Below are 21,132 nucleotides of genomic sequence, written 5' to 3'. Positions count from 1 at the left end.
TCGGCAGCACAGCGTTCACGCAACCTTCGGCGCGTCGATAGGCTCGGCGACCAGCTTCACCCCGAGCGAGTTCATGACCTTGCGAACCGTATCGAACTCCGGCCGCGCCGTTTCCTTGAAGGTCTTGTAGAGGCTCTCGCGCGACAGCCCGGTCGCCTTCGCGATGTCGGCGATTCCCTTGGCGCGCGCGACCGTGTCGAGCGCTGTACAGATATGCGCAGGATCGTCGGTCTCGAGGGCTTCGGTCAGGTAAGCCGCAATCGAAATTGGGTCCTTCAGATAGTCCGCTGCATCGAACTTCGAAATCTTGACCATCTTGCTGCCTGTCAGAGTTGTGCCGCGATTTCCTTGGCTCGTTTGATGTCGCGGTCTTGAGTCGATTTGTCGCCGCCACACAGGATCAGAATGATGCGTTGTCCGGTTTGCTTGCAATAGACACGGTATCCCGGACCGTATGCCAGTCGCATTTCGCTGACGCCTTCGCCCACGGGCCTGACGTCTCCGGGATTGCCGAGGCCGAGCCGTTCTATTCGGGACACGATCTTGGCGGCGGCTCGCCGATCGGCGAGGTTCGAAAGCCAACTGTCAAACAGGTCGGTTTTCAGGACCTCAAACATATCTGTATCTTATAGGATACAAATGGTCCGACGTCAACAGGGTGCCATCACTCCAGGTGTACCCAGCGCCTACCAGCTATACTTCGCGACGCCCTTGCCGCCGTAGCTTGTGACGTTGCCGGAGAACTCGCCTTCGAAGGTGGCGGCGAGCGAGAAGCCGCTCAGCCACTTCAACTCAGCGCCGGCGCTGACCAGGGCTGCGTCCGGATTGGGGCGCGCGCCGTTGACGACGAAGCTCGCGCCCGGCAGCGACTGGAAGATAGCGGTCACCGAGTTGGCGTTGTCGTAGTCATGCGCCCAGGCGGCGCGGCCGCGTAATGTCAGCATCGCGTCCTGTAGCGCGTAGGATTTGTCGGTGCGCAGGCCGAGTTCGGTACGAGCAGCGGTCGTGGTCTGGCCCGCATAGTTCAGCGCGAACATCGGCGTGCCGATCACAGCGGTCTCGGCGTAGGACGGCAGGTGGAAGCTGATCACTTGGGCCGCCGCATAGGGCGTGATGCCGACCAGCGGCGTGGCAAAGCGGTAGCCGCCCTCGAACCGGGCCGAGAAGGTTTCAGCGCGGAAGCGGCCCCGCAACTGGTCGAAACCGGCCAGTGTCACGGTGCGGTTGGTGGTGACGTCGTGCCAGCCATAGGCCAGCGCCGCCGACAGATAGGCCGCGCCGATGTTGTGACGGCCGTACACGCCGGCCTGGAACAGGTCGGCCGAGCCGTTGCCGAGACCGTTCGCCAGCGAATAATTGGTGCCGCCGCCGCCGAGCGCGAAACCGATCAACGTGTCCGGCGAGAGCTTGTAGTCGGCGCCCGCAGCGACGCCCCAGACCTGCGACGTGGTGTCCTGCGAGCCGACCACCGCGTTGCCGTCGGTCTTGGCCGATCCGCCATAACCCGCCGCCCAGACGCTCCAGCGGTTGAGGGGCTGCTGTGCAAACAATGGAGCCTTGGTCGCCATCGCGTAGGCGTCGCGCTCGCTGGCCGTCGCCGGGCGCCGGTCGGCATAGGCGTCCCCATCGTCGGCAAAGTGCGAGGCACTGCCCGGTGCGGCAAAGCCTGCACCGCGGCCGGCGATCGTCGGATCGAGCAGCAGATTGAGGAACTGGCTGTCGGCATTGATCGAGGACTGGATCACACCGGTGCCGAGCTCACCCGAGGCGATCGTCAGCCCGGCCGCGTTCAGCGAGGCAAACGTCGCCGGAACCGAGCCGGTCGCGTTGAAGAAGCCCGTGATCGCGTTGGCGACGTTCTGCTGGTTGACGTTCAGGCCGCCCGGCGGATTGAACAACAGCTTGATGTTGAGATAGGCGTTGTTGGTGTCGTAGCTCAGCGACGTCTGCAGGTTCGCATTGTTGGACGTGACGGTCGGATCGAAGGTCCCGCTGACGCCGGCAGTTGCATTGAGGATGGTGTACTGCCGGTTGACGTAGCTGCCAGGCAGGAACACCGCGCTCACCTTCGCGCTGCCAAGGCCAAGGTTGGCGGTGCCGGTCACATTGGTGCGGCCGGCATTGGCCGGCGAGACCTGGATCATGTAGGTCGAGGCCGCGGTGAAGGAGAGGTTGCCCTGCACCGTGAGCGGCCCGAACACGCTGCCGCCGGTCGAGCCCGGCGCCAGCGTGCCGCCCGCGATGGACGTGGTGCCGACGATGCCGGAGCCGGCAAGCGTGGCGCCAGCATTGACTGTTGTCAGTGACGAGGTGGCGATCGAGCCGTCGACTACCAGCGTGCCGGCGTTGACGGTGGTGGTGCCGCTATAGGTGTTGGTGCCAGACAGCACCTGCGTGCCACCCGCGAGAACGAGGTTGCCGCCAGCGCCACCGTCGCCGATCACGCCGGCGAAATTCCCGTTCGCGTTGGTGATCGTCAGCGTGTTGTTGCCGAGATTGACCGAACCGGTTGTTGCACCCGATAGCGACTTGATCGAGGTGCCTCCGTTGAAGAGGCCCGAAATATCGAAGACGCCGTTGTTGATGACGCCGCTGGAGGTGGCGATGCTGCCATTCTGGCCAAGCGTGATCAGGTCGAGCTCGCCGCCAGCCGCGATCGTCGTCGAGCCGGTATAGGTGTTGGTGCCGGCGAGTTGTTGTACCGCGCCATTGGCGATGACGAGATTGCCGCCCGCGCCGCCGCCGATGCCGCCATCCTGGATGACGCCAGCGAAGGTGCTGCCATTGGTGATCGTGAGCGTTTTCGAGCCCAACGCCACGATGCCGACGCCGGCGACGTCGAATAGCCCGCTGATCGATGCGCCCGTATTGGTCTGCGAGATATCGAAAGTGCCGACCTGACCGAGACCGCCGGGCGAGAAGCCGACATAGGCCGAACTTGCGATCGAGCCATTGCCCTTCAGCGCCAGCGTCGCGCCGGCATCGACGATCGTGGCGTTGCTGTAGGTGTTCGTGCCGGACAGCGTTTGCGTTCCGGCGCCAACCTCAAGCCCGCCGGTGCCCTGGATCGAGCCCGCGAATTCGGTCGAGCCGTTGGTGATGAACAGGCCCTTGCTGCCCATCTGCACGACGCCGCCAGTGCCTCCCGCAAGCGTCGTAATGGCGGCGCCCGGGAAGGTCGTCGCCGAGATATCGAACGTCCCGTTCACGGTGACGACGCTGGAGCTGGAAATGCTGCCGGAGCCGGATAGCGCCAGCGTGCCACCATTGACGATGGTGGCACCGGTATAGGTGTTGATTCCGGTCAGCGTCAGCGTACCGGTGCCGACCTTCGTCAACCCGCCGCCGGTGCCGGAGATCACGCCGTCGACCTGGGTGGAGAGATTGTTGCTGCCGGTGGTCAGCGTTTTCGCACCGAGAACATAGCTGCCGGCGCCTTCGATTGAGCCGGCGGTCATGCCGCCCGAGGTGAGGCCCGAGATGTTGAAGGTGCCGCCTGCATTGGTAATGAAGCGCGCGCTGCCGCCGGTGCTCGTGCCGCTAAAGGTCGTCGTGGCGCCGTTGTTGGTCGTGATGGTCGCGCTGCCCGCGGTCGAAGAGTTGTTGAACTGCAGCGTTCCAGCGTTGGTGATCGTTGCGGTGGCGGCGGTCGCCGTGTTGTTGAAGGTCATCGTGCCGGAGGCGGCATTGCCGATCGTGGCGCTGCCGGCGGACGCGTTGTCGAAGAAATCCATCTCCAAATTGTTGGTGATGTTGGCGCTGCCCGCGGTGCTGCTGTTGTTGAACTGCACAATGCCGTTGTTGACGATCGTCGCCGTGCCGGCCGTACTGGTGTCGGTGAAGCTCATCGAGCCGCCGCTGACGTTGTACGTCACGGGCGCGCTGCCTCCGCTCGCGGTGCTCGAATTCGTGAACACCATTGAGGAACCGACGTTGAAGGTCTGCGTGTTGGTCGAATTGTTGGAGATCCCGACGCCATTCACCACGAAGATGTCGTTGGTGTTGATGGTGTAGGCTTGGGCATTGGGGGTGGCCGTGAACACGACGCTGCCGATATTGACCAGACCGCTGCTGTCGAGATTGGCCGGACCGGTGTTCGTAAATGTCGCGACGCCGTCCGGCACGTTGGGGTTGGAGGTCCAGTTGGTGCCATCCGTCCACTCATTGCTACTGGCGCCGGTCCAGATGCCATCGAGCGCATGTGCGGAGACGACGCCCAGCGCCGTGGTCGCGAGCAAGACCGCGATCGAATGGCGCGTCACGGACTGCAATCCGCGCTGCGCGTCCCGGCTGAGCAATTTCAGGTCGGCCATGGTGCTGTCTCAAAAATCTTTAGGTCAATGCGTCGAGCAATTCGCAAATCAGCGCCACGAACTGCACCGATTTTCGCCATGATCTCACAGCGTTACGACGGCTGGCAACGCGTCGGGATGGCCCGTGCCGGTGTTTTGGACTTGGCTGCCTGCGTATTTTGGTGGGCGTGGCCGTTTGGCAACATTTGCCAGCCGAACGCGGGCGACGATAGCCTTGGGAAGCCGGTCTCACCGTACATGGCGGGCGCGAAGCGGGGGCGTGGCCGCGAATCGCGTCTGGTTGCTGGAATGAACCGCCGCGGGTAGGCTACCGGCCAGTCGGTTACGCCGCGATCGTGTCGAGCGGCTGGTGTTGGGATCAGGATGGTCAGGTGGCCTAAAATCGCGGCCCTCGCGCTGCTGTGCGAAGCGACTGCTTTGGTCGGCGTCTCGCCCGAGCTTCGGGCTGCGACCTCGTCACTCGAGGTTCTCCCCGCCGACCATGCCGGCGATGGCTCCGATTCCGTCGATGTCGGTGGTTTGAAGCCGCTGGCGCGACCGGTTCGGGAGCCGGCAACACCCTTGCCGGGCGGGAATCCGCTGTGGGCGGTGCCGTTGTCGGCGCTGACGGCGACCGAAGCCAGGCCGATCTTCTCGGCCTCGCGGCGTCCGCCGCAGCGTGCGGTGGTGGCCCCGACCGCCGAGTCTGCCGTCGCACCGCCGCCGGCTCAACCCGAGCGTCCGGCGCTGGCGCTGATCGGGGCGGTGGTCGGCTATGGTGATGCGATAGCGGTGTTTCTCGACCAGACCACGCAGAAGGTTGTCCGCTTGAGGCAAGGCGACAGCCATGCCGGCTGGCAACTCAGCGTCGTCCAGCCCCGCGAGGTCACCTTCAAGAAGGCCGACCGCAGCGAGGTTCTCGCCCTGAAGCGTCAGGAAGCCACGACGGCCCCGGCGGCGGGCGTCCTTCCAATGCCCGTTGCCGGTGCGCTCGACGGCTCCTACGCGCCCTTCACGCCGCGCGCGACGCCGAAGAATGGCGAGCCGGACGGGCTGTGAGCCTGTCCGAAATGGCCGTCATGTTCCGAGGATCTGATCCAGAAGCTCGCAAACCCGCTGCTGCTGGCTTTCGGTCAGGCCGATCCACATCGGCAGCCTGATCAATCGTTCGGACAGTGACGTCGTCAGCGGCAGATCGCCATGCGCGCGCCCGAAGCGCTGCCCGGCTGGTGAGGAGTGCAGCGGGACGTAGTGGAACACCGAATTGACGCCGTTGTCCTTCAGCTTCTGCAAGACCGTTTGGCGATCGATGCCGGGCGCCAGCAGCACATAGTACAAATGGCCGTTGTGCCGGCAATCCGCCGGCACGATCGGACGGCGAAGCAGGCTCCGCCGCTCCAGATCTTCGAGCCCGGAATGGTAACGCTGCCACAATGCGAGCCGTTCGCGCGTGATGCGTTCGGCCTCTTCGAGCTGCGCCCACAGGAATGCCGCGTTGATCTCGCTCGGCAGATAGGACGAGCCGACATCCTGCCAGGTGTATTTGTCGACCTCGCCGCGGAAGAAGCTGGCCCGATCGGTGCCTTTCTCGCGAATGATCTCGGCGCGCCGCACCAGCGCGGGGTCGTTGACCAGCAGCGCGCCGCCTTCGCCCGCGATGACGTTCTTGGTCTCATGGAAGCTGAAGCTGCCGAGGTCGCCGATCGCGCCGAGCGCGCGGCCCTTGTAGAAGGCGGTCACGCCCTGCGCAGCATCCTCGACGACGGCGAGGTTGTGCCGTCTGGCAATCGCCATGATCGCATCCATCTCGCAGGCAACGCCTGCATAGTGTACCGGGACGATCGCGCGCGTGCGCGGCGTGATGGCGGCCTCGATCAGGCGTTCATCCAGATTGAGCGTATCCTCGCGGATGTCGACGAAAACCGGCACGCCGCCGCGCAGCACGAACGCATTCGCGGTCGACACGAAGGTGTAGGACGGCATGATAATCTCGTCGCCGGCGGCGATGTCGAGCAGCAGCGCCGTCATATCGAGTGCGGACGAACAGGAATGGGTCAGCAGTGCCCTGGCGCAGCCGGTCTGCTGCTCGATCCATTGGTGGCAACGCCTGGTGAAGCTGCCGTCGCCGGACAAATGCAGGCCGCGATGCGCCTCGGCGATATGGTCGAGCTCCTTTCCGGTCATGTAGGGCCGGTTGAACGGAATCGGGTCGATGGCCACGGTGCTGCTTTCAGGCCGCGCGATGAGAGCGGAATTGCGCGCGGATGACGCCAGATAGGCGGTTTCGGTGCGCGGAATCAACGGCCAATTCGCAACCGTGGCGCCGGGTCTATCCGGCCGCCGACCGACCCTCGACAATCACCGCGCCGGCTGCTAGCCCGGTCCCGATGCTGAAGGGATTTTGCCTTGATGGCAGAGGCACTTGAGGCGCATCGAAGCGACGGCCCGAAAGCTGGCATGGTATTGAGAAAAGGTCCATCCGATCTGCTCGGTAATTCGGCATGGAATGCGATTGCCTTCGCGGTCGCGGTGCTGCTCAACCTCGCGATCCTGCCGTTCGTGATCTTCCGTCTTGGTCTCGCCGCGTTCGGCGTTGCGGGGCTGGTGACGGCCTGCGTCGCCCCGGCGCTGATGTTCAGCAATGCGCTTGGCCTGTCGACGGCGCGTGAGCTCGCGCACAGGTTGGAGCCGTCCGATCGCGGCGAGGCGCGACGCTATTTCGCCACCGCGCTTGCGCTTGCCCTCGTCGTGGGCAGCCTGATTGCGGCGCTGCTTTGCCTCGCCGGAGCGCCGCTCGCGCGACTGGGATTTCACTTGGGCGGCCCGGCCGCCAACGATCTCCGGCTTGCCTTTGTGCTGGCCGGCGTCGGCTGGCTATTCCAGTGCCTGTTCGTCGTCTTCCTTTCGTTGTTCACGGCGCGCCAGGATTACCGGCGGATAGCCTCGATCAGCGTCGCGGGTACGGTGGTGACGGCGATGTCGATGCTGCTGCTGATCCCGCACGCGCCGCGCGCCTCGACATTCCTCGGCTGCCAGGCGCTGGGCTTTGCAACCAATCTGCTGATGGCGTTCGGCTGGTCGCGGCGCATGATCGGTGAATGGGTGGCGCGGCCCGCGTTCGATCGCAATGCGCTCACCGCATTGGTCAAGCTCGGCGGCTGGCAAATGGCGGCGCAAAGCGGCGCGTTGTTTGCAGGCCAGGCGGACCGCTATCTGCTCGGCGCGCTGCTGCAGCCGCAATTCGTCGGATTCTACAGCGTCGCGCAGCGGCTGGAGGAGGCGGTCTATATCGGCGTGCTGAAGATCGGCGAGATCCTGTTCCCGTTCTTTAGCACGCTGCAGAAGGAGGCCGATGATCGCAAGGTCGATCTTTTGCTGCGCTCCTCCTGGATCCTCAACGTGCTCGCCGCGAGCGCGTTGGGCGGCCTGATCCCGGTCGCCGGCGCGTTGCTCCATCGATGGACCGGTGCCGAGGTCGCCGCCGAGGCTCAACTGGTGCTGGTGGTGCTGTCGATCAGCGGAATAATGGGGTCCAGCGCCAACGTGTTTGCGTTCTATTTGCTGTCGCAGGGGCGGTCCCGTTCCAACGCGCTGATCTCCCTGCTCACGGGCATCTTCACGCTCGCGACCAGCGCCATCGCATTGCCGTATTTCGGCTGGCCGGGCGCCGGTTGGAGCGCCTGTGTCGGCATGATCGCGCAGATGGTCACCACGGTGGTCCTGTTGCGGCGGACCTTCAAAGTGCCAGGCATATGGTCGCGCGTCGTCCATTTCGTGCTGATACCGCTCGGTGTCGGGATCGCGACTGCGCTGGCGCTGTCGTCTCAGCTCGGTCACGGGTCATTCGACCAGGCGCCGTCCTGGTGGTATGTGGTGTCGCTGTATGTGATGTCGGCAGCGGCGATCTTTGTCGCCACCGTCGCCGCGTCGCAACTCGGCCCCTATCGCGCCGTTTGCTGGCGCGATCTATGCGCCATCGCTAATCGCTTCTTGCCCTTCAAGGCCGTCTAGACATGTGCGGTATCGCAGGCATCGTTAATCTCCGTGACAATCCCGTCGAGCCGGCCGACATCTCGCGGCTGACCAATCTGCTCGCGCATCGCGGTCCGTTCGGCGAAGGCACCTGGTTCAGCGCGAGGCGAAACCTGGCCTTCGGCCATCGCCGGCTCGCGATCATCGATCCCACCGACGGCGGCTATCAGCCGATGGTGTCGGGCGATGGCCGTCATGTGATCCTCTACAATGGCGAGATCTATAATTTCCTCGAACTGCGGCGCGAGCTCGAAGCGAAGGGGGCGGTGTTCCGCAGCCAGTCGGACACCGAGGTGATTCTCGCCGCTTGGCAGGCCTGGGGCGAGGACATGCTGCCGCGCTTCAACGGCATGTGGGCGCTGGCGATCTACGACACCACCACGGATGACTTGTTCCTTGCGCGCGACCGGTTCGGCATCAAGCCGATGCTGTATGCGCTGTCGTCCGAGCGCTTCGTGTTCGCATCCGAACAGCGGGCGCTGGCGCGGAGCGGGCTGGTCGAGGCCTCTGTCGATACCGACGTGGCGCGGCGGTTGCTGCTTGACCCGTTCGGGATTGAAGGCAGCGAGCGGACCCTGTTCCGGCAGTTGCGCCGCCTGCAGGGCGGCCACTGCATGTGGCTGCGCCAGGGGCGCATCGAGGTACGGCGCTGGTGGCGCACGGTGGATCACCTGCCTGATATCCCTGATGCCGAAGCCGATCGCGTGGCGCGCTTTCGCGAGCTGTTCGAGGATTCGGTCGCCTTGCGCATGCGCAGCGACGTGCCGATCGGCACCTGCCTGTCCGGCGGCTTCGATTCGTCCGCGGTGATCTGCGCGATGGCGGCGCACGAGAAGGCCGGGATGGGGCCGCGTGACTCGACCGCCTGGCGCCATGCCTTTGTCGCGACGTTTCCCGGCGCCATCAACGACGAGCGGCCGATGGCCGAGGAAGCGGCGGCCTGGGCCGATGTCAAACCGACCTTCCTCGAGATCGGGCGGAGCGATGCGCTCGCCGACATCGACCGGATCCTCGACGACAATGACGACGTCTATATCGGACTGCCGAGCGCGCCATGGCTGATCTATCGCGAGCTGCGGCGCCAGAACGTCACGGTGTCGCTCGATGGCCACGGCGCCGACGAATTGATGGGCGCCTACCTGCAGGAGGGCCAGTCGGCCGCATTCCGGATCCGCAACGCGGCGGCGGCGCTGACCTCCCGGTCGTCGCTGGCGCAGCGCGGCGTCGATTTCCTGCGGGCGCAGATGATCAAGCGCCAGGGGCACTATTTCCTGCGCGGCGGCCTTGCCGCGATTCCCGCGCCGCTTCCGCTGGTCGCCGAGGACGATGACCTGCCGCGCGAGTGGGGCGCATTGAACCGGCGGCTCTACCGCATGTTCCACTCGACCACGCTGCCGACGATCCTGCGCAATTTCGACCGGCTCTCGATGGCGCACGGGATCGAGGTCCGGATGCCGTTCATGGACTGGCGGCTGGTGACCTATACGATGGCGTTGCCGGAAACCAGCAAATCGTCCGATGGTTACACCAAGGTGGTGGCGCGGCAAGCGATGGCGAACCTGATGCCCGAAAGCATCCGCACCGCGCGCCGCAAGGTCGGCTTCAACTCGCCGATGCCGGAATGGCTGAACGGGCCGTTGGCCGGCTGGACCGCCGAGCTGCTCGGCCGCAACGTGCCGGCGTTCGCCGAGATCGTCGATGAAGCGCCGCTTCGCCAGGCGGTCGGCCGCTTGACGGCTCAGCAGAGCTGGGATTGGGAGACCGTCGGCCGGATCTGGCCTTATCTGAACATGAAATGGATGTTGGCAAGGTACGCGTGAACGATGCGTCTGTTCCAGAATAGCGGCCTCTATCCATCCTATCTGCCGCGGCTGAACCAGCTTGCCGAGAACACATCGCGGTTCGAGGCGCGGCGCGACGTGTTCCTGCACGATCGCTTCGGCGCGGCGCATTTTCTGCAGCCGGTGCTGGACGGTGCGCCGGAGGCTTTCTTCACCAATGGCGACGACGAGGTGTTGCAGCGGCAATGGGCGCGTGCGCAGGGCATGGCGGGGACGCCAACGCTCGAGGCCATCCTGCTGGCGCAGATCGAGCACCACGCAACCGAGGTGTTCTACAATCTCGATCCGGTGCGCTATCCGAGTGCGCTTGTCGCCAGGCTTCCGGCTTGCGTGAAAACCACGCTGTGCTGGCGCGCCGCGCCCTCCGGCAATGCCGACCTGACCGCCTATGGCGCGGTGCTTGGGAATTTTCCCTCGATCCTGGAGTCCTGGCGCAGCAAGGGATGCCGCGCCGAGTTGTTCTTTCCCGCGATCGACCCGGTGATGGAGGAGTACGGCCATGGCGAGCGGCCGATCGACGTGGCGTTCGTCGGCGGCTATTCGCGGCATCACAGCGCGCGGGGCAGGACGCTCGAACAGGTGGCGGGCCTCGCCTCCGGTCATCAGATCGTGTTCTGTCTCGACGCCTCGCGGCTGACGCGGCTTGCGGAAAGTGCGATCGGCCGGTTGTTGCCGCTCGGCAAGCACCGGCGCCCCGACGCGATCGCTGCGATCGCGCGGCCGCCGGTGTTCGGCCGCGACCTCTACGCGCTGTTTGGCTCGGCGAAGATCGTGCTCAACGGCGCAATCGACATGGCGGGGAACGATCGCGGCAACATGCGCTGCTTCGAGGCGATGGGCTGCGGGGCGCTGCTCGTATCCGACACCGGCAGCTATCCGGAGGGGATGGCCGACGGCGTCACCATGCGCACCTACGAAACCCCCGAGCAGGCCACCGAGGCGATCTTTCGCAGCCTGCAGGACTGGCCGCAATCGGCCGGCATTGCCGCGTCCGGCAGAAGGCGTCTCCTAGAGACCTACAGCAAGGCCTCGCAATGGGCGCATTTCACCGATCTCGTCGCACGGATTAAGCCGTGCTAGAGGGGGCCCATGGCCGGCCAATGGGGCGGGCAAACGGGAATTGATGATGTCTGCGGGTGACTTGATCCATCAGCTGAAATGGGCGGCCGACGGACTGGCCGTGCCGCTGTTCAGGCTGCGGCCGCGGCCGTTCGGCCCGGGCTATCAGACGGTCAAGCGCGACACCATCACCTCGGCGATCGATGCGGGCGTGCTCAAGGCCGGACGCGAACTGCCGCAGGGCTACGGCATCGCGATGGACGAACGCGTCGTGGAATATCCGTGGGTGTATGCCAGGCTCAACAAGGTCGGCAAGATGCTCGACGCGGGGTCGACCTTCAACCACGACTTCCTGCTGCAGCGCGCGCCGTTGCGCGGCGCGGATCTCACCATCATGACCCTGGCGCCCGAGCGGAGGTGCTATTGGCGCGATGGCTATTCCTATGTGTTCGGTGATCTCAGGAAGACGGTGTTCGGCGATCACGTCTTCGACACGATTGCCAGCATGTCGACGATCGAGCACATCGGTCTCGACAATCAGATGCTCTACACCGGAGATCCGCAGGACGCGGAAACCGACCGCGACGGCTTTGTTCCGGCGGTGCAGGAGTTCAAGCGCATTCTCAAGCCCGGCGGCGTTTGCTTCATCTCGGTGCCATTCGGCAAGCGTGACAATCTCGGCTGGTACCAAGTATTCGACCTCGCGATGGTCGAGCGGATCATCGAAGCGTTCGGGCCGACATCGTCGCAGGTCGACTATTTCGGCTATACGCGGAATGGCTGGTCGCGCCAGAGCGCCGCGGCGCTTGCCGAAGCCAGCGTTCACGACATCCATAGTGGCAAGGGACGCGGCGACGATTTGGCGGCATCTTCGCGCGCCGTAGCCTGCCTGCAGTTGACGGCATGAATCTCGATTACCTGATCCAGCGCCTGATCGGACGCGCGACCTGCCGGTTGGAGCTGGACGCAGCGCTCGGCCGCCATGCCCGGATCAGGAATATCCGCGGCGATGCCGACAGAATCGTGGTTGGCCGCAACAGCCGTATCCTGGGCGAACTGCTGACCTTCGCGCATGGCGGAGAGATCAAGATCGGCGAATGGTGCTATGTCGGCGAGGGGACCCGGATCTGGTCGGCGGCCTCGATCGAGATCGGAAACCGCGTCCTGATCTCGCATTCGGCGAATGTGTTCGACAATCTGACGCATCCGCTGCGCGCCGCGGAACGGCACCGGCAAGTCCGGGAGATCTTCACGCGCGGTCATCCATCCCACATCTCGCTTGACGAGAGCCCGGTTCGAATCTGTGATGATGCCTGGATCGGCGCAGGCGCGATGGTGCTGCGCGGCGTGACGGTCGGGCAAGGCGCCATCGTTGCGGCCGGCGCGGTGGTGACCAAGGACGTCCCGGCGTTTTCGATCGTGGCGGGCAATCCGGCCGTGCTGGTGAGGGAGCTCGCGCCCGATGAACGATGAGCGCAAGTTCACGAGCTGGGAGGATGCCGTGGTTTGGCTGCGCCATCAGCCGGACCAGCATCAGCTCGTGCTCGACGCGTTCTACGACGATCCCCTGATCGCAGCAGCGAAGCGCTATTTTCAGAGCACCGAATGGCAGGCGGTCACGTCGCTGCTGAAGGGGCGTTCCGGCACGGCGCTCGACGTCGGCGCCGGGCGCGGCATTGCCAGCTACGCGCTCGCCCGGAGCGGCTTTGCCGTGACCGCGCTTGAGCCGGACGCAAGCGCAATCGTGGGAGCCGCGGCGATCCGCGAACTGGCGGCGCAGGCGCAGCTGCCGATCCAGGTGGTCGAGGAATTTTCCGAGCGGTTGCCATTTGCCGACGCTGCGTTCGATCTCGTGTTTGCCCGCGCCGTGCTGCATCACACGCGCGACCTCGAAAGCGCGTGCCGGGAGATGTTCCGCGTGCTGCGACCCGGCGGCGTGCTGATCGCGGCGCGCGAGCACGTCATCAGCAAGGAAACCGATCTGCCGCAATTCCTCGCACAGCATCCACTGCATCACCTCTACGGCGGCGAACACGCCTTCCTGCTCGATCGCTACACCGGCGCGCTGACGGCCGCCGGATTTTCCGCGATCGACACACTGGCGCCGCTGCAAAGTCCGATCAATCTGTTCCCCTATACGCCGGAGACGTTGCGCGATGCCGTCGTGGCGAAGCTGACGCGGACAATTCCGGTTGCGCCGGTGTGGCGGACCGCATTGGCGTCGCGCTCCGTCTTTGCCTCACTGCTCTCGATTGCCGAACGGTTCGACCACCGGCCGGGCCGGCTCTATTCGTTCGTCTGTCACAAGGCTTGAGTGCATGTCGATCTGGGTCACCGGTGCGAACGGGTTTATCGGCCGCCATCTGGTCCGTGAATTGGCTGACGCGGGTCATGCGGTCCATGGTGTCGGCCACGGGGCGGTTGATGACGCGGAGGCGCGCCGCCTCGGTTTGCAGAGCTGGATCAACGGCGAGGTCGACGCTGCCAATCTGAATGCGCTTGCGGCCGCGCATGGGCTGCCGTCGCTGGTGTTCCATCTGGCCGGCGGATCGTCGGTGGGCCTGTCGATCGAGCGGCCGTTCGAGGATTTCTCCCGCACCGTCGCCAGCACCGCCCGGCTGCTCGAATGGTTGCGCGGGTTCGCGCCGAACTGCTCGCTCGTCGCAGCGTCAAGCGCGGCGGTCTACGGGGCCGACCATTCCGGTTCGATCCCGGAGAGTGCGGTGCCGGCTCCGATGTCGCCCTATGGCCAGCACAAGCTCATGATGGAGCAATTGTGCCGGAGCTACGCCCACTCGTTCGGCATCCGGTGCACTGTCGTGCGGCTGTTCTCGGTCTACGGACCCAACCTCCGCAAACAGCTGCTGTGGGACATCTGCTTGCGGCTGAAGGCGCAGGTGCCGTCGCTGAATCTCGGCGGAACAGGGCGGGAGATCCGGGATTGGACCGATGTTCGTGATGTCGCCAGATTGCTTGCCGGCGTCGCGGAACCAGCGTCGCAGGACGCATTCCGTGTCGTCAATGGTGGTTCAGGTCGAGGAACGAGCGTCGCCGACATCGCGGACGGTCTGATCAGGCAGTGGGGCGGCGACACTATCGTGCGATACTCCGGGATCGGCAGGGCTGGAGATCCGGTGAGCCTGTTGGCCGACGACGAGAGCCTGCGCCGCATCGGGTTCGATTGGAGGATTCCCCTCGACCGTGGCCTTGTCGACTATGTGGCGTGGTTCAAGAAGCAGGCCTCATGACACCGCAAGCTCCGATGCGCATCGCGTTCAACTACATCTCGCGTACCCTTTGGGCCGGCGGGTACAATTATCAGAGCAATCTGTTCGCGGCGCTGGCCCGGTTCCGGCCCGGCGAGTTCGCTCCTGTCGTGTTTGCCGGCAACGGCGGCGACGCGCGTGAACTCGCCGAGCTTGCCGCGATTCCCGGCGTTGAGATCGTTCGATCGGATGCCTTCGAAGGCCAGCCCGAACTAGCTAAGGCACTCACCCTCGGCCTGGCGCGCGAAGCCAACGCGGCGTTTCAGGCCGCGCGGATCGATGCGGTCGTCGAGTCGGCGCGCTTCTTCGGCTGGCGGCTGCCGATCCCGGCGATCGCTTGGATCCCCGATCTGCAACATCGATCTTTGCCGCATCTGTTTCCAAGAGCTGCGCGCTGGCGGCGCGAGTTCGGCTTCCGCATGCAGATCGCAGGACGCAGGACCATCATGCTGAGCAGCGAAAGCGCGCTAGGTGATTTCAGGACCTATTATCCACGGGTCAAAAACAACGTCAACGTGGTTCGCTTCGCAACCCAGCCGCAACTCGCCTTCCTGAACGCGGATCCGGCGCAAGTCATTGCTGGCTATGGCCTGCCGCAAAACTATTTTTATCTGCCCAATCAGTTCTATCGCCACAAGAACCACCAGTTGGTCGTCGACGCCCTGGCGATCCTAAAAGACCGCGGCGTCGACGTTGTGGTTTGCGCATCCGGCAGCACGGAGGATCGGCGCGAGCCAGGCTATTACGATCAGATCAATGCCGATATATGCAAGCGCGGTCTCGAGACGCATTTCCGCCATGTAGGCATCATTCCCTTTCCCCATGTCTACGCGCTGTTGCGGGCCGCAACCGCAATGGTCAACCCGTCGCGCTTCGAGGGATGGAGCTCGACCGTGGAGGAGGCAAAATCGTTCGGTGTTCCGATGATCCTGTCTGATATCGGCGTGCACCGTGAGCAGACCGCGGGAGCTGCGCGGTATTTCGGCGTTGATGACCCGGCCGCGCTGGCGGACCATCTCATGCAGGTGTCACAGCAGACCGGCACGCCTGTCGTCCGCAATATTGTCCCGCATCAGGAGGACAATGTCAGCGCATTCGCGGCCAGCTTTGCGGCCACCATGCAGCGGGCCGTTCAGCGGGATGTTGGCAGGCCCGGGGCGGGATAGCCCTTGTCGGACGAACGCTCCGCTGTGGTGAGCGGCGTTATGTACCAGAGCAGGAACAAGAGGATCGCGCCGTGGGTCAGCAGCACGGTCGTGAAGGGGACGTTGAGCAGCAGCTGGACTAGCACGGCTCCGGAGACCATGACAAAGCGGGGCGGGAGGTTTGCCGATGCCCGGTTCGCCAGACCGATGACTAGTCCGCAGGCGAGCGCCGCGACGGGAGCGAACAGCGCCCCGATCGACGCAACGCCCTCGGTCGCGAACAGCGATGCATTGAAGTAGCCGCCGATTCCAAATGCCTTGTAGATGACGACCGAGAGCGGCTCGTCATACGGGCAGGACATCAGCGGCTTGAACAGCCCGATCTGACAGTAATAAGTCAGGTCATGCTTGAAGAAAAAGTCGTTGTAGTAGTCTATAGCCAGCGACGGGATCGCAATCATCCTGAAATTGACCAATCCGAAATAGGGGATCGCTATCTGGTACGAGGCCCACCCGAACTCGAACAGTGCGAACAGCAACAGCCCAACCGTGAGCGGCGCGAGCAGCGAGACGACGACGGCAATCCTGAGTTCGAAGACCCTTGAAAGGATGGTCATCACGACTAGCCACGCGGACGTCAGGAGTGCCAACTTGCTCACCGTGACCGGATAGAAAGCGAGAAGGAGCAGGAGCGCGACCATCGCTCGCCTATTCTTCTTGAGCTCGACACAGCATGCAAAGGCGAACGGCAGCAGGGCCCCGCTCATGATCCCCATCAAATAGTTGAGAGCTCTCGGCGAGCGAAGCGACTCGCGGTACTCGTAGATGTGCTCGATGGAAACCAGCTGGAAGTCGTAAGTCGCACCGACGGATACCACCACCGCGCCGAGCAAAAGGATGACGTCAACGAGGCGGTCGAGCGCCTTTGGCGAGAGGGTCCAGTATTGCGGCAGACGCGATCGAATGAACAGCGCAGGCAGGAGAAATGCGACGGCCGACGCCGCCGCGGAGAGCCCGCTCAATGTATGATTGTAGATGAACTCCGAGAACTGATTGAGCCAGAGATAGCCTGCAATCATCGTAAAGAGATAAAATCCTGCGAAGTAACCGAAGCTGAATTCGGCATAGACGAAGAGACTCGCAACCGTCGAGAAGGCCGCGGCGACGACGATCGCCGATAACAGGCCATCGCGCCGGAAGAAGATATGATAATCCGAGTAAAGATACGCGACGCAGGCAAGCGACAGGCAGATCGTCGCGACATGAAGGTAAATCAGGACCGGTAGTCTGTAACGTTCCGGCATCCGGTCGAGACCGATCCAACCCACTTAACGTCTCCAGCAAGGCTTGGCAGCAACAGGCCGTCCGATAGCCCATTCAAATGGCCCGTACAACGGCTGTTGCAGTTGCCTGTGAATACGCGCGACAGTGGTGCGTGCCAGCGTCTTTTGTTCCATCAAGCTCTGAGCCCCGATGCCGTTCCGTATGCCCTGATCAGGCGCTCCCGCGAACCCTTGCTCGCTCCGTTATAGCGCTGCAGAGAGGGCAGGCGAACGTGGCGGCGTTTGCGGAGCTGGTTGCCTCGATAAATTTACCTCACCGGGACGGCAGTTTGATCCGATGTTTCTGTAGTCATCCAGATTACTAAAGTAATTCAATATCTTATTCGATTTTCCCACAACCGTGAAGCGAAGTCATGCGGCCTGTCGCATGGTTCGTTCGCCTTTCGGCACTTTCCATCTGGTCTGGCGGCACCGGAGTGTCTAGAAGCGGCGGTGGTACCGGATTGTGTCCGCGTTCAAGGAGGCTTGGAGCTAAAGGAGGCTTGGAGCTAACTTGGAGCTCAGGAAATTTGAACTTAAGGAGACTTGGAGCTTGCAAAAGGTATTGCTGACGGGCGCGGGTGGCTTCATCGGCTCTCATCTTGCTGAAGAATTGGTCCGCCGACAGTTCAGCGTGCGCGCCTTCGTGCACTACAATAGCATGGGATCATATGGTTGGCTGGATACGCTGTCCAGCGAGGTGCTCGACAAGATTGACGTATTTGCGGGCAACATTTGTGACCCAAACGGGTTACGAACCGCGATGAAGGGGTGTGGTGCAGTCCTGCATCTCGCCGCGCTCATTGCCATACCCTACTCATATCATTCGCCGGACACCTATCTCGATACGAATATTCGCGGCACGCTGAATGTGCTGCAGGCGGCGCGCGATCTCGATGTCGGCCATGTGGTGCACACGTCGACGAGCGAGGTCTACGGCACGGCGCAGTTCGTTCCGATCACCGAGGAGCATCCGCTGCAGGGGCAATCGCCCTATTCGGCGACCAAGATCGGGGCGGACCAACTGGCGCTGTCGTTTGAGCGCTCCTTCGGCACGCCGGTGACCGTTGTGCGGCCGTTCAACACCTATGGTCCGCGGCAGTCCGCCCGCGCGGTGATTCCGACCATTATCACCCAGATCGCAGCCGGCCAGCGCCGCATCAAGCTGGGCAGCGTCCACCCGACCCGAGATTTCAACTATGTCGCCGACACGGCCGGCGGCTTCCTGGCGGCGCTGGAGACCAGGGCCGGTATCGGCGAGGTCATCAATATCGGCAGTGGCTTCGAGATATCGATCGGCGACACCGCGCGCCTGATCGCCGAGCTGATGGGGGCCGAGATCGAGATCGAGCAGGACGACGTCCGCGTCCGCCCCGACCGAAGCGAGGTGGAACGGCTGTGGGCTGATAACGCCAAGGCCGCGAGGTTGCTCGGCTGGTCGCCGCGCTTTGGCGGCCTTGAGGGGCTGCGCAAGGGCCTCGAACAGACCATCGCCTGGTTCACCAGGCAGGAGAACCTGTCGCGCTATCGCGCCAACGCCTACACGCTGTGACCCTGATGAGCATTTTGTCCAAGCAAGCCAGCCATGTCGGCGCGGCACTCGACCTGCAGCCGGTTCTCGACGCCGTCGATGCCGTTCTTGGCGCGCAGCCGCGCCCGGTTGAACTGCACGAGCCGAGGTTCGGCGAGCGCGAGCGTCAGTTTGTGCTCGATTGTATCGATACCAACTGGGTGTCCTCCGCCGGCCAGTACGTGACCCGCTTCGAGCAGATGGTCGCGGAGGCGACGGGCGCCCGACATGCGGTGGCTATCGTCAACGGCACCGCCGCGCTTCACGCCGCGCTGCTGCTCGAGGGCGTGCAGCCCAACGACGAGGTGCTGCTGCCTGCGATCACCTTCGTCGCGACGGCGAATGCCGTCAGCCACGCCGGCGCCATCCCGCATTTCGTCGATTCGACCTGGGATTCGCTTGGCCTCGATCCCATGGCCCTCGACGAGCATCTTGCGGCCATCGCGGTGCACCGGAATGGCGGCTGGATCAACAAGGAGACCGGCCGCCGGCTTCGCGCGGTGGTTCCCGTCCATATCTTCGGGCACCCGGTCGACATGGCGGCGCTGGGAACGGTGGCCGCGAAATACGACCTGGTGGTCGTCGAGGACGCCACCGAATCGCTCGGCTCGATCTTGAACGGGCAGAGCTGTGGCACCTTCGGTCACTCCGCCGTGCTCAGCTTCAACGGCAACAAGATCGTCACCACCGGCGGTGGCGGCATGATCCTGACCAGCGACGACGATCATGCCCGCCGCGCGCGGCACGTCACCTCGACCGCCAAGAAATCGCACGCCTGGGCGTTCGACCATGACGAGGTGGCCTATAACTACCGCCTTCCCAACATCAACGCGGCCCTCGGCTGCGCGCAGATGGAGCGGCTGCCCGCGATGGTCGCCGCCAAGCGGGAGCTTGCCGAACGCTACCTGCAGGCCTTCAGCCAGTTTCCCGGCGCGCGCGTCTATCGCGAGCCGAAGGGGGCACAAAGCAATTACTGGCTGAATACGCTGGTGCTCGACCGCGAATGTGCCGGCGAGCGCGACCGGCTCCTGTCGGCGCTGCATGGCCATGGTGTCAAGGCGCGGCCGTTGTGGACGCCGATGCACATGCTTCCGATGTATCGTGATTGCCCGCGTTCGCCGCTTGACGTCGCTGAGGACATGTATAGGCGCTGCATCAACCTGCCGAGCAGTCCATTCCTTGCCGCCGGCGGGAAAGAAAACGCGAACAAGATCTGATGTCCCGCGTCGTCTTCTTCACCATTCACAGCACGACCCCGTGGTGGAAATACCTGGCGTCGCGCATGGAATTCGCCGACACCGTGGTGTTGAGCGATCTGCGCGATGATGGCGGCTATCCGCTGGTCGACGATTTCTATCGCTTTATCGACAGGGGTGACGCAGGCGAGGTTGCGATCGCGCGGTTCGGCGACGACGGCTGCGCCGACATCATCCTGCGGTGCCGCGTGCTCAGGAGTCTCGACCGCGGCCTAGCGCTCCGGATGATCGGCGGCATGGTCCAGGCGATCGAGCGCGCGTTTGATATGCTGGTGCCCGAACTCGTCGTGACGTTCACCATCGACCGCTATGTCATGGACGTCATGGCGCGCACGGCAAACCGGCGCGGGATAGACTTTCTCGAAATGACCACCTCGATCATTCCTGATCAGGTCATGCTGATGCGCCGCGGTCGGCCGGTTTGGCTGCGCGAGCCCTCGAATGCCGACGTCGAGGCCGCGGTCGGCCTGCTCTGCAAGGAGGACTTTACGCCGTCCTATGTGCGCGATGCCAAGCGCTTCACGCTCGTAAGGTTCTGGCGGATATTCGGCTACTACGCGCTGCGCGGCGCGTTTTTCAATGTCTGGCGTTTCTTCAAGCACGACCGCTACAATTGCCATTACCTCGATGCACTGAAGCGGCTGAAGCACAAGGTGCGTCCAGGCGACGTCGCGGTCCTCGGACTTCTCGACCATGATTGGGACGGGCGAGTTTCCGAAGTGCCGCGAGATCGGCGCGTGTTCCTGGGATTGCAGCTGTTTCCCGAAGCCTCGATGGACTACTGGCTGTCGTCGCAGCGCATGCTGGCGCATGATGACGTGGTGGTGCGCTATTGCGAGGTGTTCGGGGGCGCAGGCTATCGCGTGTTCGTCAAGGATCATCCGCTGCAGTTCGGCTTCCGCCAGCGCGAGCTGTTCGAGCGGTTGTCGAAGCTGCCTGGTGTCACTCTGGTTCCTTACGACGTTCCGGCCAATCTCCTGATCGGAAAATGCGCGGTTTCGGTCACCCTCACAGGCACGATCGGTTTCCAGGCAGCGCTGGCAGGGCTTTGTTCCGTTGCAACCGATCCCTACTACGCCACCGAGCAGAACTTCCTGCATGTCCGCGACGTCGACGAGATCGAGGGCCTTCCCGAGAAGCTCGCGCGATGGCGCGTCCCAGAGGATCTCGCGGCGACGCAACGCGACGTCATGCGCCACCTTGCGGCGATCAGCGTCGAGGGCGATTATTTCGGCTGGCGCAATTTCGATCCTGAAAACGAGGCTGCACGCAAATCAGTCGAGCCGCTGGTACGTTCGCTGAACGCGTATTTGCCGAGATTTATGAAGTCCTGCAGAACCGCAGCCTGA

The 21,132-nt window shown here is 63.8% G+C and carries 17 protein-coding genes; 12 read left to right on the top strand and 5 right to left on the bottom strand.

Annotation, left to right across the window (positions count from 1 at the left end; translation table 11 throughout):
• Positions 1 to 15: 15 nt before the first annotated feature.
• The 3 genes from UP09_RS28770 to UP09_RS28760 form a co-directional block, all read right to left on the bottom strand.
• Positions 16 to 315, bottom strand: coding sequence for an addiction module antidote protein (locus tag UP09_RS28770; protein WP_044541740.1), 300 nt, complete (start codon positions 313 to 315; stop codon positions 16 to 18).
• 11 nt (positions 316 to 326) lie between these two features.
• The gene (locus UP09_RS28765) at positions 327 to 617 is read right to left on the bottom strand and encodes a type II toxin-antitoxin system RelE/ParE family toxin (protein ID WP_044541739.1); all 291 of its coding nucleotides are present in this window, start codon (positions 615 to 617) and stop codon (positions 327 to 329) included.
• A 69-nt stretch (positions 618 to 686) separates the two neighbouring features.
• Positions 687 to 4,313 carry an autotransporter outer membrane beta-barrel domain-containing protein gene (locus tag UP09_RS28760; RefSeq protein WP_044541738.1) on the bottom strand — a complete coding sequence of 1,209 codons (3,627 nt, stop codon included), beginning with the start codon at positions 4,311 to 4,313 and terminating at the stop codon, positions 687 to 689.
• A 363-nt stretch (positions 4,314 to 4,676) separates the two neighbouring features.
• On the opposite strand from UP09_RS28760, the gene UP09_RS28755 reads away from it, so the two are divergent.
• Positions 4,677 to 5,351, top strand: coding sequence for a hypothetical protein (locus tag UP09_RS28755; RefSeq protein WP_044541737.1), 675 nt, complete (start codon positions 4,677 to 4,679; stop codon positions 5,349 to 5,351).
• A gap of 18 nt (positions 5,352 to 5,369) precedes the next feature.
• Here the strand turns inward: UP09_RS28755 and rffA are convergent, their stop codons facing one another.
• Entirely contained in the window at positions 5,370 to 6,512 is a 1,143-nt protein-coding gene (rffA, locus tag UP09_RS28750) for a dTDP-4-amino-4,6-dideoxygalactose transaminase (protein ID WP_082070330.1), read from the bottom strand.
• Between the two features lie 237 nt (positions 6,513 to 6,749).
• On the opposite strand from rffA, the gene UP09_RS28745 reads away from it, so the two are divergent.
• Genes UP09_RS28745 through UP09_RS28710 form a run of 8 tightly spaced genes read left to right on the top strand, consistent with a single transcriptional unit; the run spans position 6,750 to position 15,656 of the window.
• Positions 6,750 to 8,303 (top strand): lipopolysaccharide biosynthesis protein, encoded by a 1,554-nt coding sequence (locus UP09_RS28745; RefSeq protein WP_044541785.1) that lies wholly within the window; start codon positions 6,750 to 6,752, stop codon positions 8,301 to 8,303.
• A gap of 2 nt (positions 8,304 to 8,305) precedes the next feature.
• Complete coding sequence (gene asnB / locus UP09_RS28740; RefSeq protein WP_044541736.1) at positions 8,306 to 10,144, top strand: asparagine synthase (glutamine-hydrolyzing); 1,839 nt, start codon at positions 8,306 to 8,308, stop codon at positions 10,142 to 10,144.
• A 3-nt stretch (positions 10,145 to 10,147) separates the two neighbouring features.
• Positions 10,148 to 11,245, top strand: coding sequence for a glycosyltransferase family protein (locus tag UP09_RS28735; protein WP_044541735.1), 1,098 nt, complete (start codon positions 10,148 to 10,150; stop codon positions 11,243 to 11,245).
• Between the two features lie 46 nt (positions 11,246 to 11,291).
• Entirely contained in the window at positions 11,292 to 12,131 is an 840-nt protein-coding gene (locus tag UP09_RS28730) for a methyltransferase domain-containing protein (RefSeq protein ID WP_197082757.1), read from the top strand.
• Positions 12,128 to 12,697: an acyltransferase gene (locus UP09_RS28725; RefSeq protein WP_044541734.1), complete on the top strand. Its 570-nt coding sequence runs from the start codon at positions 12,128 to 12,130 to the stop codon at positions 12,695 to 12,697. The genes UP09_RS28730 and UP09_RS28725 overlap by 4 nt, the downstream gene beginning before the upstream one ends.
• Entirely contained in the window at positions 12,687 to 13,538 is an 852-nt protein-coding gene (locus UP09_RS28720; protein WP_044541733.1) for a class I SAM-dependent methyltransferase, read from the top strand. The genes UP09_RS28725 and UP09_RS28720 overlap by 11 nt, the downstream gene beginning before the upstream one ends.
• 4 nt (positions 13,539 to 13,542) lie before the next feature.
• Positions 13,543 to 14,472 (top strand): NAD-dependent epimerase/dehydratase family protein, encoded by a 930-nt coding sequence (locus UP09_RS28715; protein ID WP_044541732.1) that lies wholly within the window; start codon positions 13,543 to 13,545, stop codon positions 14,470 to 14,472.
• Positions 14,469 to 15,656, top strand: a complete 1,188-nt coding sequence (locus tag UP09_RS28710; RefSeq protein WP_044541731.1) for a glycosyltransferase family 4 protein — start codon at positions 14,469 to 14,471, stop codon at positions 15,654 to 15,656. The genes UP09_RS28715 and UP09_RS28710 overlap by 4 nt, the downstream gene beginning before the upstream one ends.
• On the opposite strand, the gene UP09_RS28705 is transcribed toward UP09_RS28710, so the two are convergent.
• Positions 15,623 to 16,963 carry a hypothetical protein gene (locus UP09_RS28705; protein ID WP_245302253.1) on the bottom strand — a complete coding sequence of 447 codons (1,341 nt, stop codon included), beginning with the start codon at positions 16,961 to 16,963 and terminating at the stop codon, positions 15,623 to 15,625. The two genes, UP09_RS28710 and UP09_RS28705, sit on opposite strands and share 34 nt — an antisense overlap.
• A 547-nt stretch (positions 16,964 to 17,510) precedes the next feature.
• Here UP09_RS28705 and UP09_RS28700 point away from each other — a divergent pair.
• From UP09_RS28700 to UP09_RS28690, 3 genes are read left to right on the top strand one after another with little or no spacing between them, the layout of a single operon-like run.
• Positions 17,511 to 18,509: an NAD-dependent 4,6-dehydratase LegB gene (locus UP09_RS28700; protein ID WP_044541730.1), complete on the top strand. Its 999-nt coding sequence runs from the start codon at positions 17,511 to 17,513 to the stop codon at positions 18,507 to 18,509.
• Between the two features lie 5 nt (positions 18,510 to 18,514).
• Entirely contained in the window at positions 18,515 to 19,744 is a 1,230-nt protein-coding gene (locus UP09_RS28695; protein WP_044541782.1) for a LegC family aminotransferase, read from the top strand.
• Positions 19,744 to 21,132 carry a hypothetical protein gene (locus UP09_RS28690; RefSeq protein ID WP_044541729.1) on the top strand — a complete coding sequence of 463 codons (1,389 nt, stop codon included), beginning with the start codon at positions 19,744 to 19,746 and terminating at the stop codon, positions 21,130 to 21,132. The genes UP09_RS28695 and UP09_RS28690 overlap by 1 nt, the downstream gene beginning before the upstream one ends.

The organism is Bradyrhizobium sp. LTSP885 (assembly GCF_000938305.1).
Taxonomy (GTDB): Bacteria; Pseudomonadota; Alphaproteobacteria; order Rhizobiales; family Xanthobacteraceae; genus Bradyrhizobium.
Note: the sequence above shows the minus strand (reverse complement) of the source record. Positions and strands in the feature narration are given on the sequence as shown.

Bases quoted from the DNA above. Each gene is read 5' to 3' on its own strand.
- asnB (WP_044541736.1), top strand. From the start codon at position 8,306: ATGTGCGGTATCGCAGGCATCGTTAATCTCCGTGACAATCCCGTCGAG.
- UP09_RS28730 (WP_197082757.1), top strand. From the start codon at position 11,292: ATGTCTGCGGGTGACTTGATCCATCAGCTGAAATGGGCGGCCGACGGA.
- UP09_RS28760 (WP_044541738.1), bottom strand. From the start codon at position 4,313: ATGGCCGACCTGAAATTGCTCAGCCGGGACGCGCAGCGCGGATTGCAG.
- UP09_RS28745 (WP_044541785.1), top strand. From the start codon at position 6,750: ATGGTATTGAGAAAAGGTCCATCCGATCTGCTCGGTAATTCGGCATGG.
- UP09_RS28725 (WP_044541734.1), top strand. From the start codon at position 12,128: ATGAATCTCGATTACCTGATCCAGCGCCTGATCGGACGCGCGACCTGC.
- UP09_RS28690 (WP_044541729.1), top strand. From the start codon at position 19,744: ATGTCCCGCGTCGTCTTCTTCACCATTCACAGCACGACCCCGTGGTGG.
- UP09_RS28695 (WP_044541782.1), top strand. From the start codon at position 18,515: ATGAGCATTTTGTCCAAGCAAGCCAGCCATGTCGGCGCGGCACTCGAC.
- UP09_RS28755 (WP_044541737.1), top strand. From the start codon at position 4,677: ATGGTCAGGTGGCCTAAAATCGCGGCCCTCGCGCTGCTGTGCGAAGCG.
- UP09_RS28720 (WP_044541733.1), top strand. From the start codon at position 12,687: ATGAACGATGAGCGCAAGTTCACGAGCTGGGAGGATGCCGTGGTTTGG.
- UP09_RS28710 (WP_044541731.1), top strand. From the start codon at position 14,469: ATGACACCGCAAGCTCCGATGCGCATCGCGTTCAACTACATCTCGCGT.
- UP09_RS28770 (WP_044541740.1), bottom strand. From the start codon at position 315: ATGGTCAAGATTTCGAAGTTCGATGCAGCGGACTATCTGAAGGACCCA.
- UP09_RS28715 (WP_044541732.1), top strand. From the start codon at position 13,543: ATGTCGATCTGGGTCACCGGTGCGAACGGGTTTATCGGCCGCCATCTG.
- UP09_RS28765 (WP_044541739.1), bottom strand. From the start codon at position 617: ATGTTTGAGGTCCTGAAAACCGACCTGTTTGACAGTTGGCTTTCGAAC.
- UP09_RS28735 (WP_044541735.1), top strand. From the start codon at position 10,148: ATGCGTCTGTTCCAGAATAGCGGCCTCTATCCATCCTATCTGCCGCGG.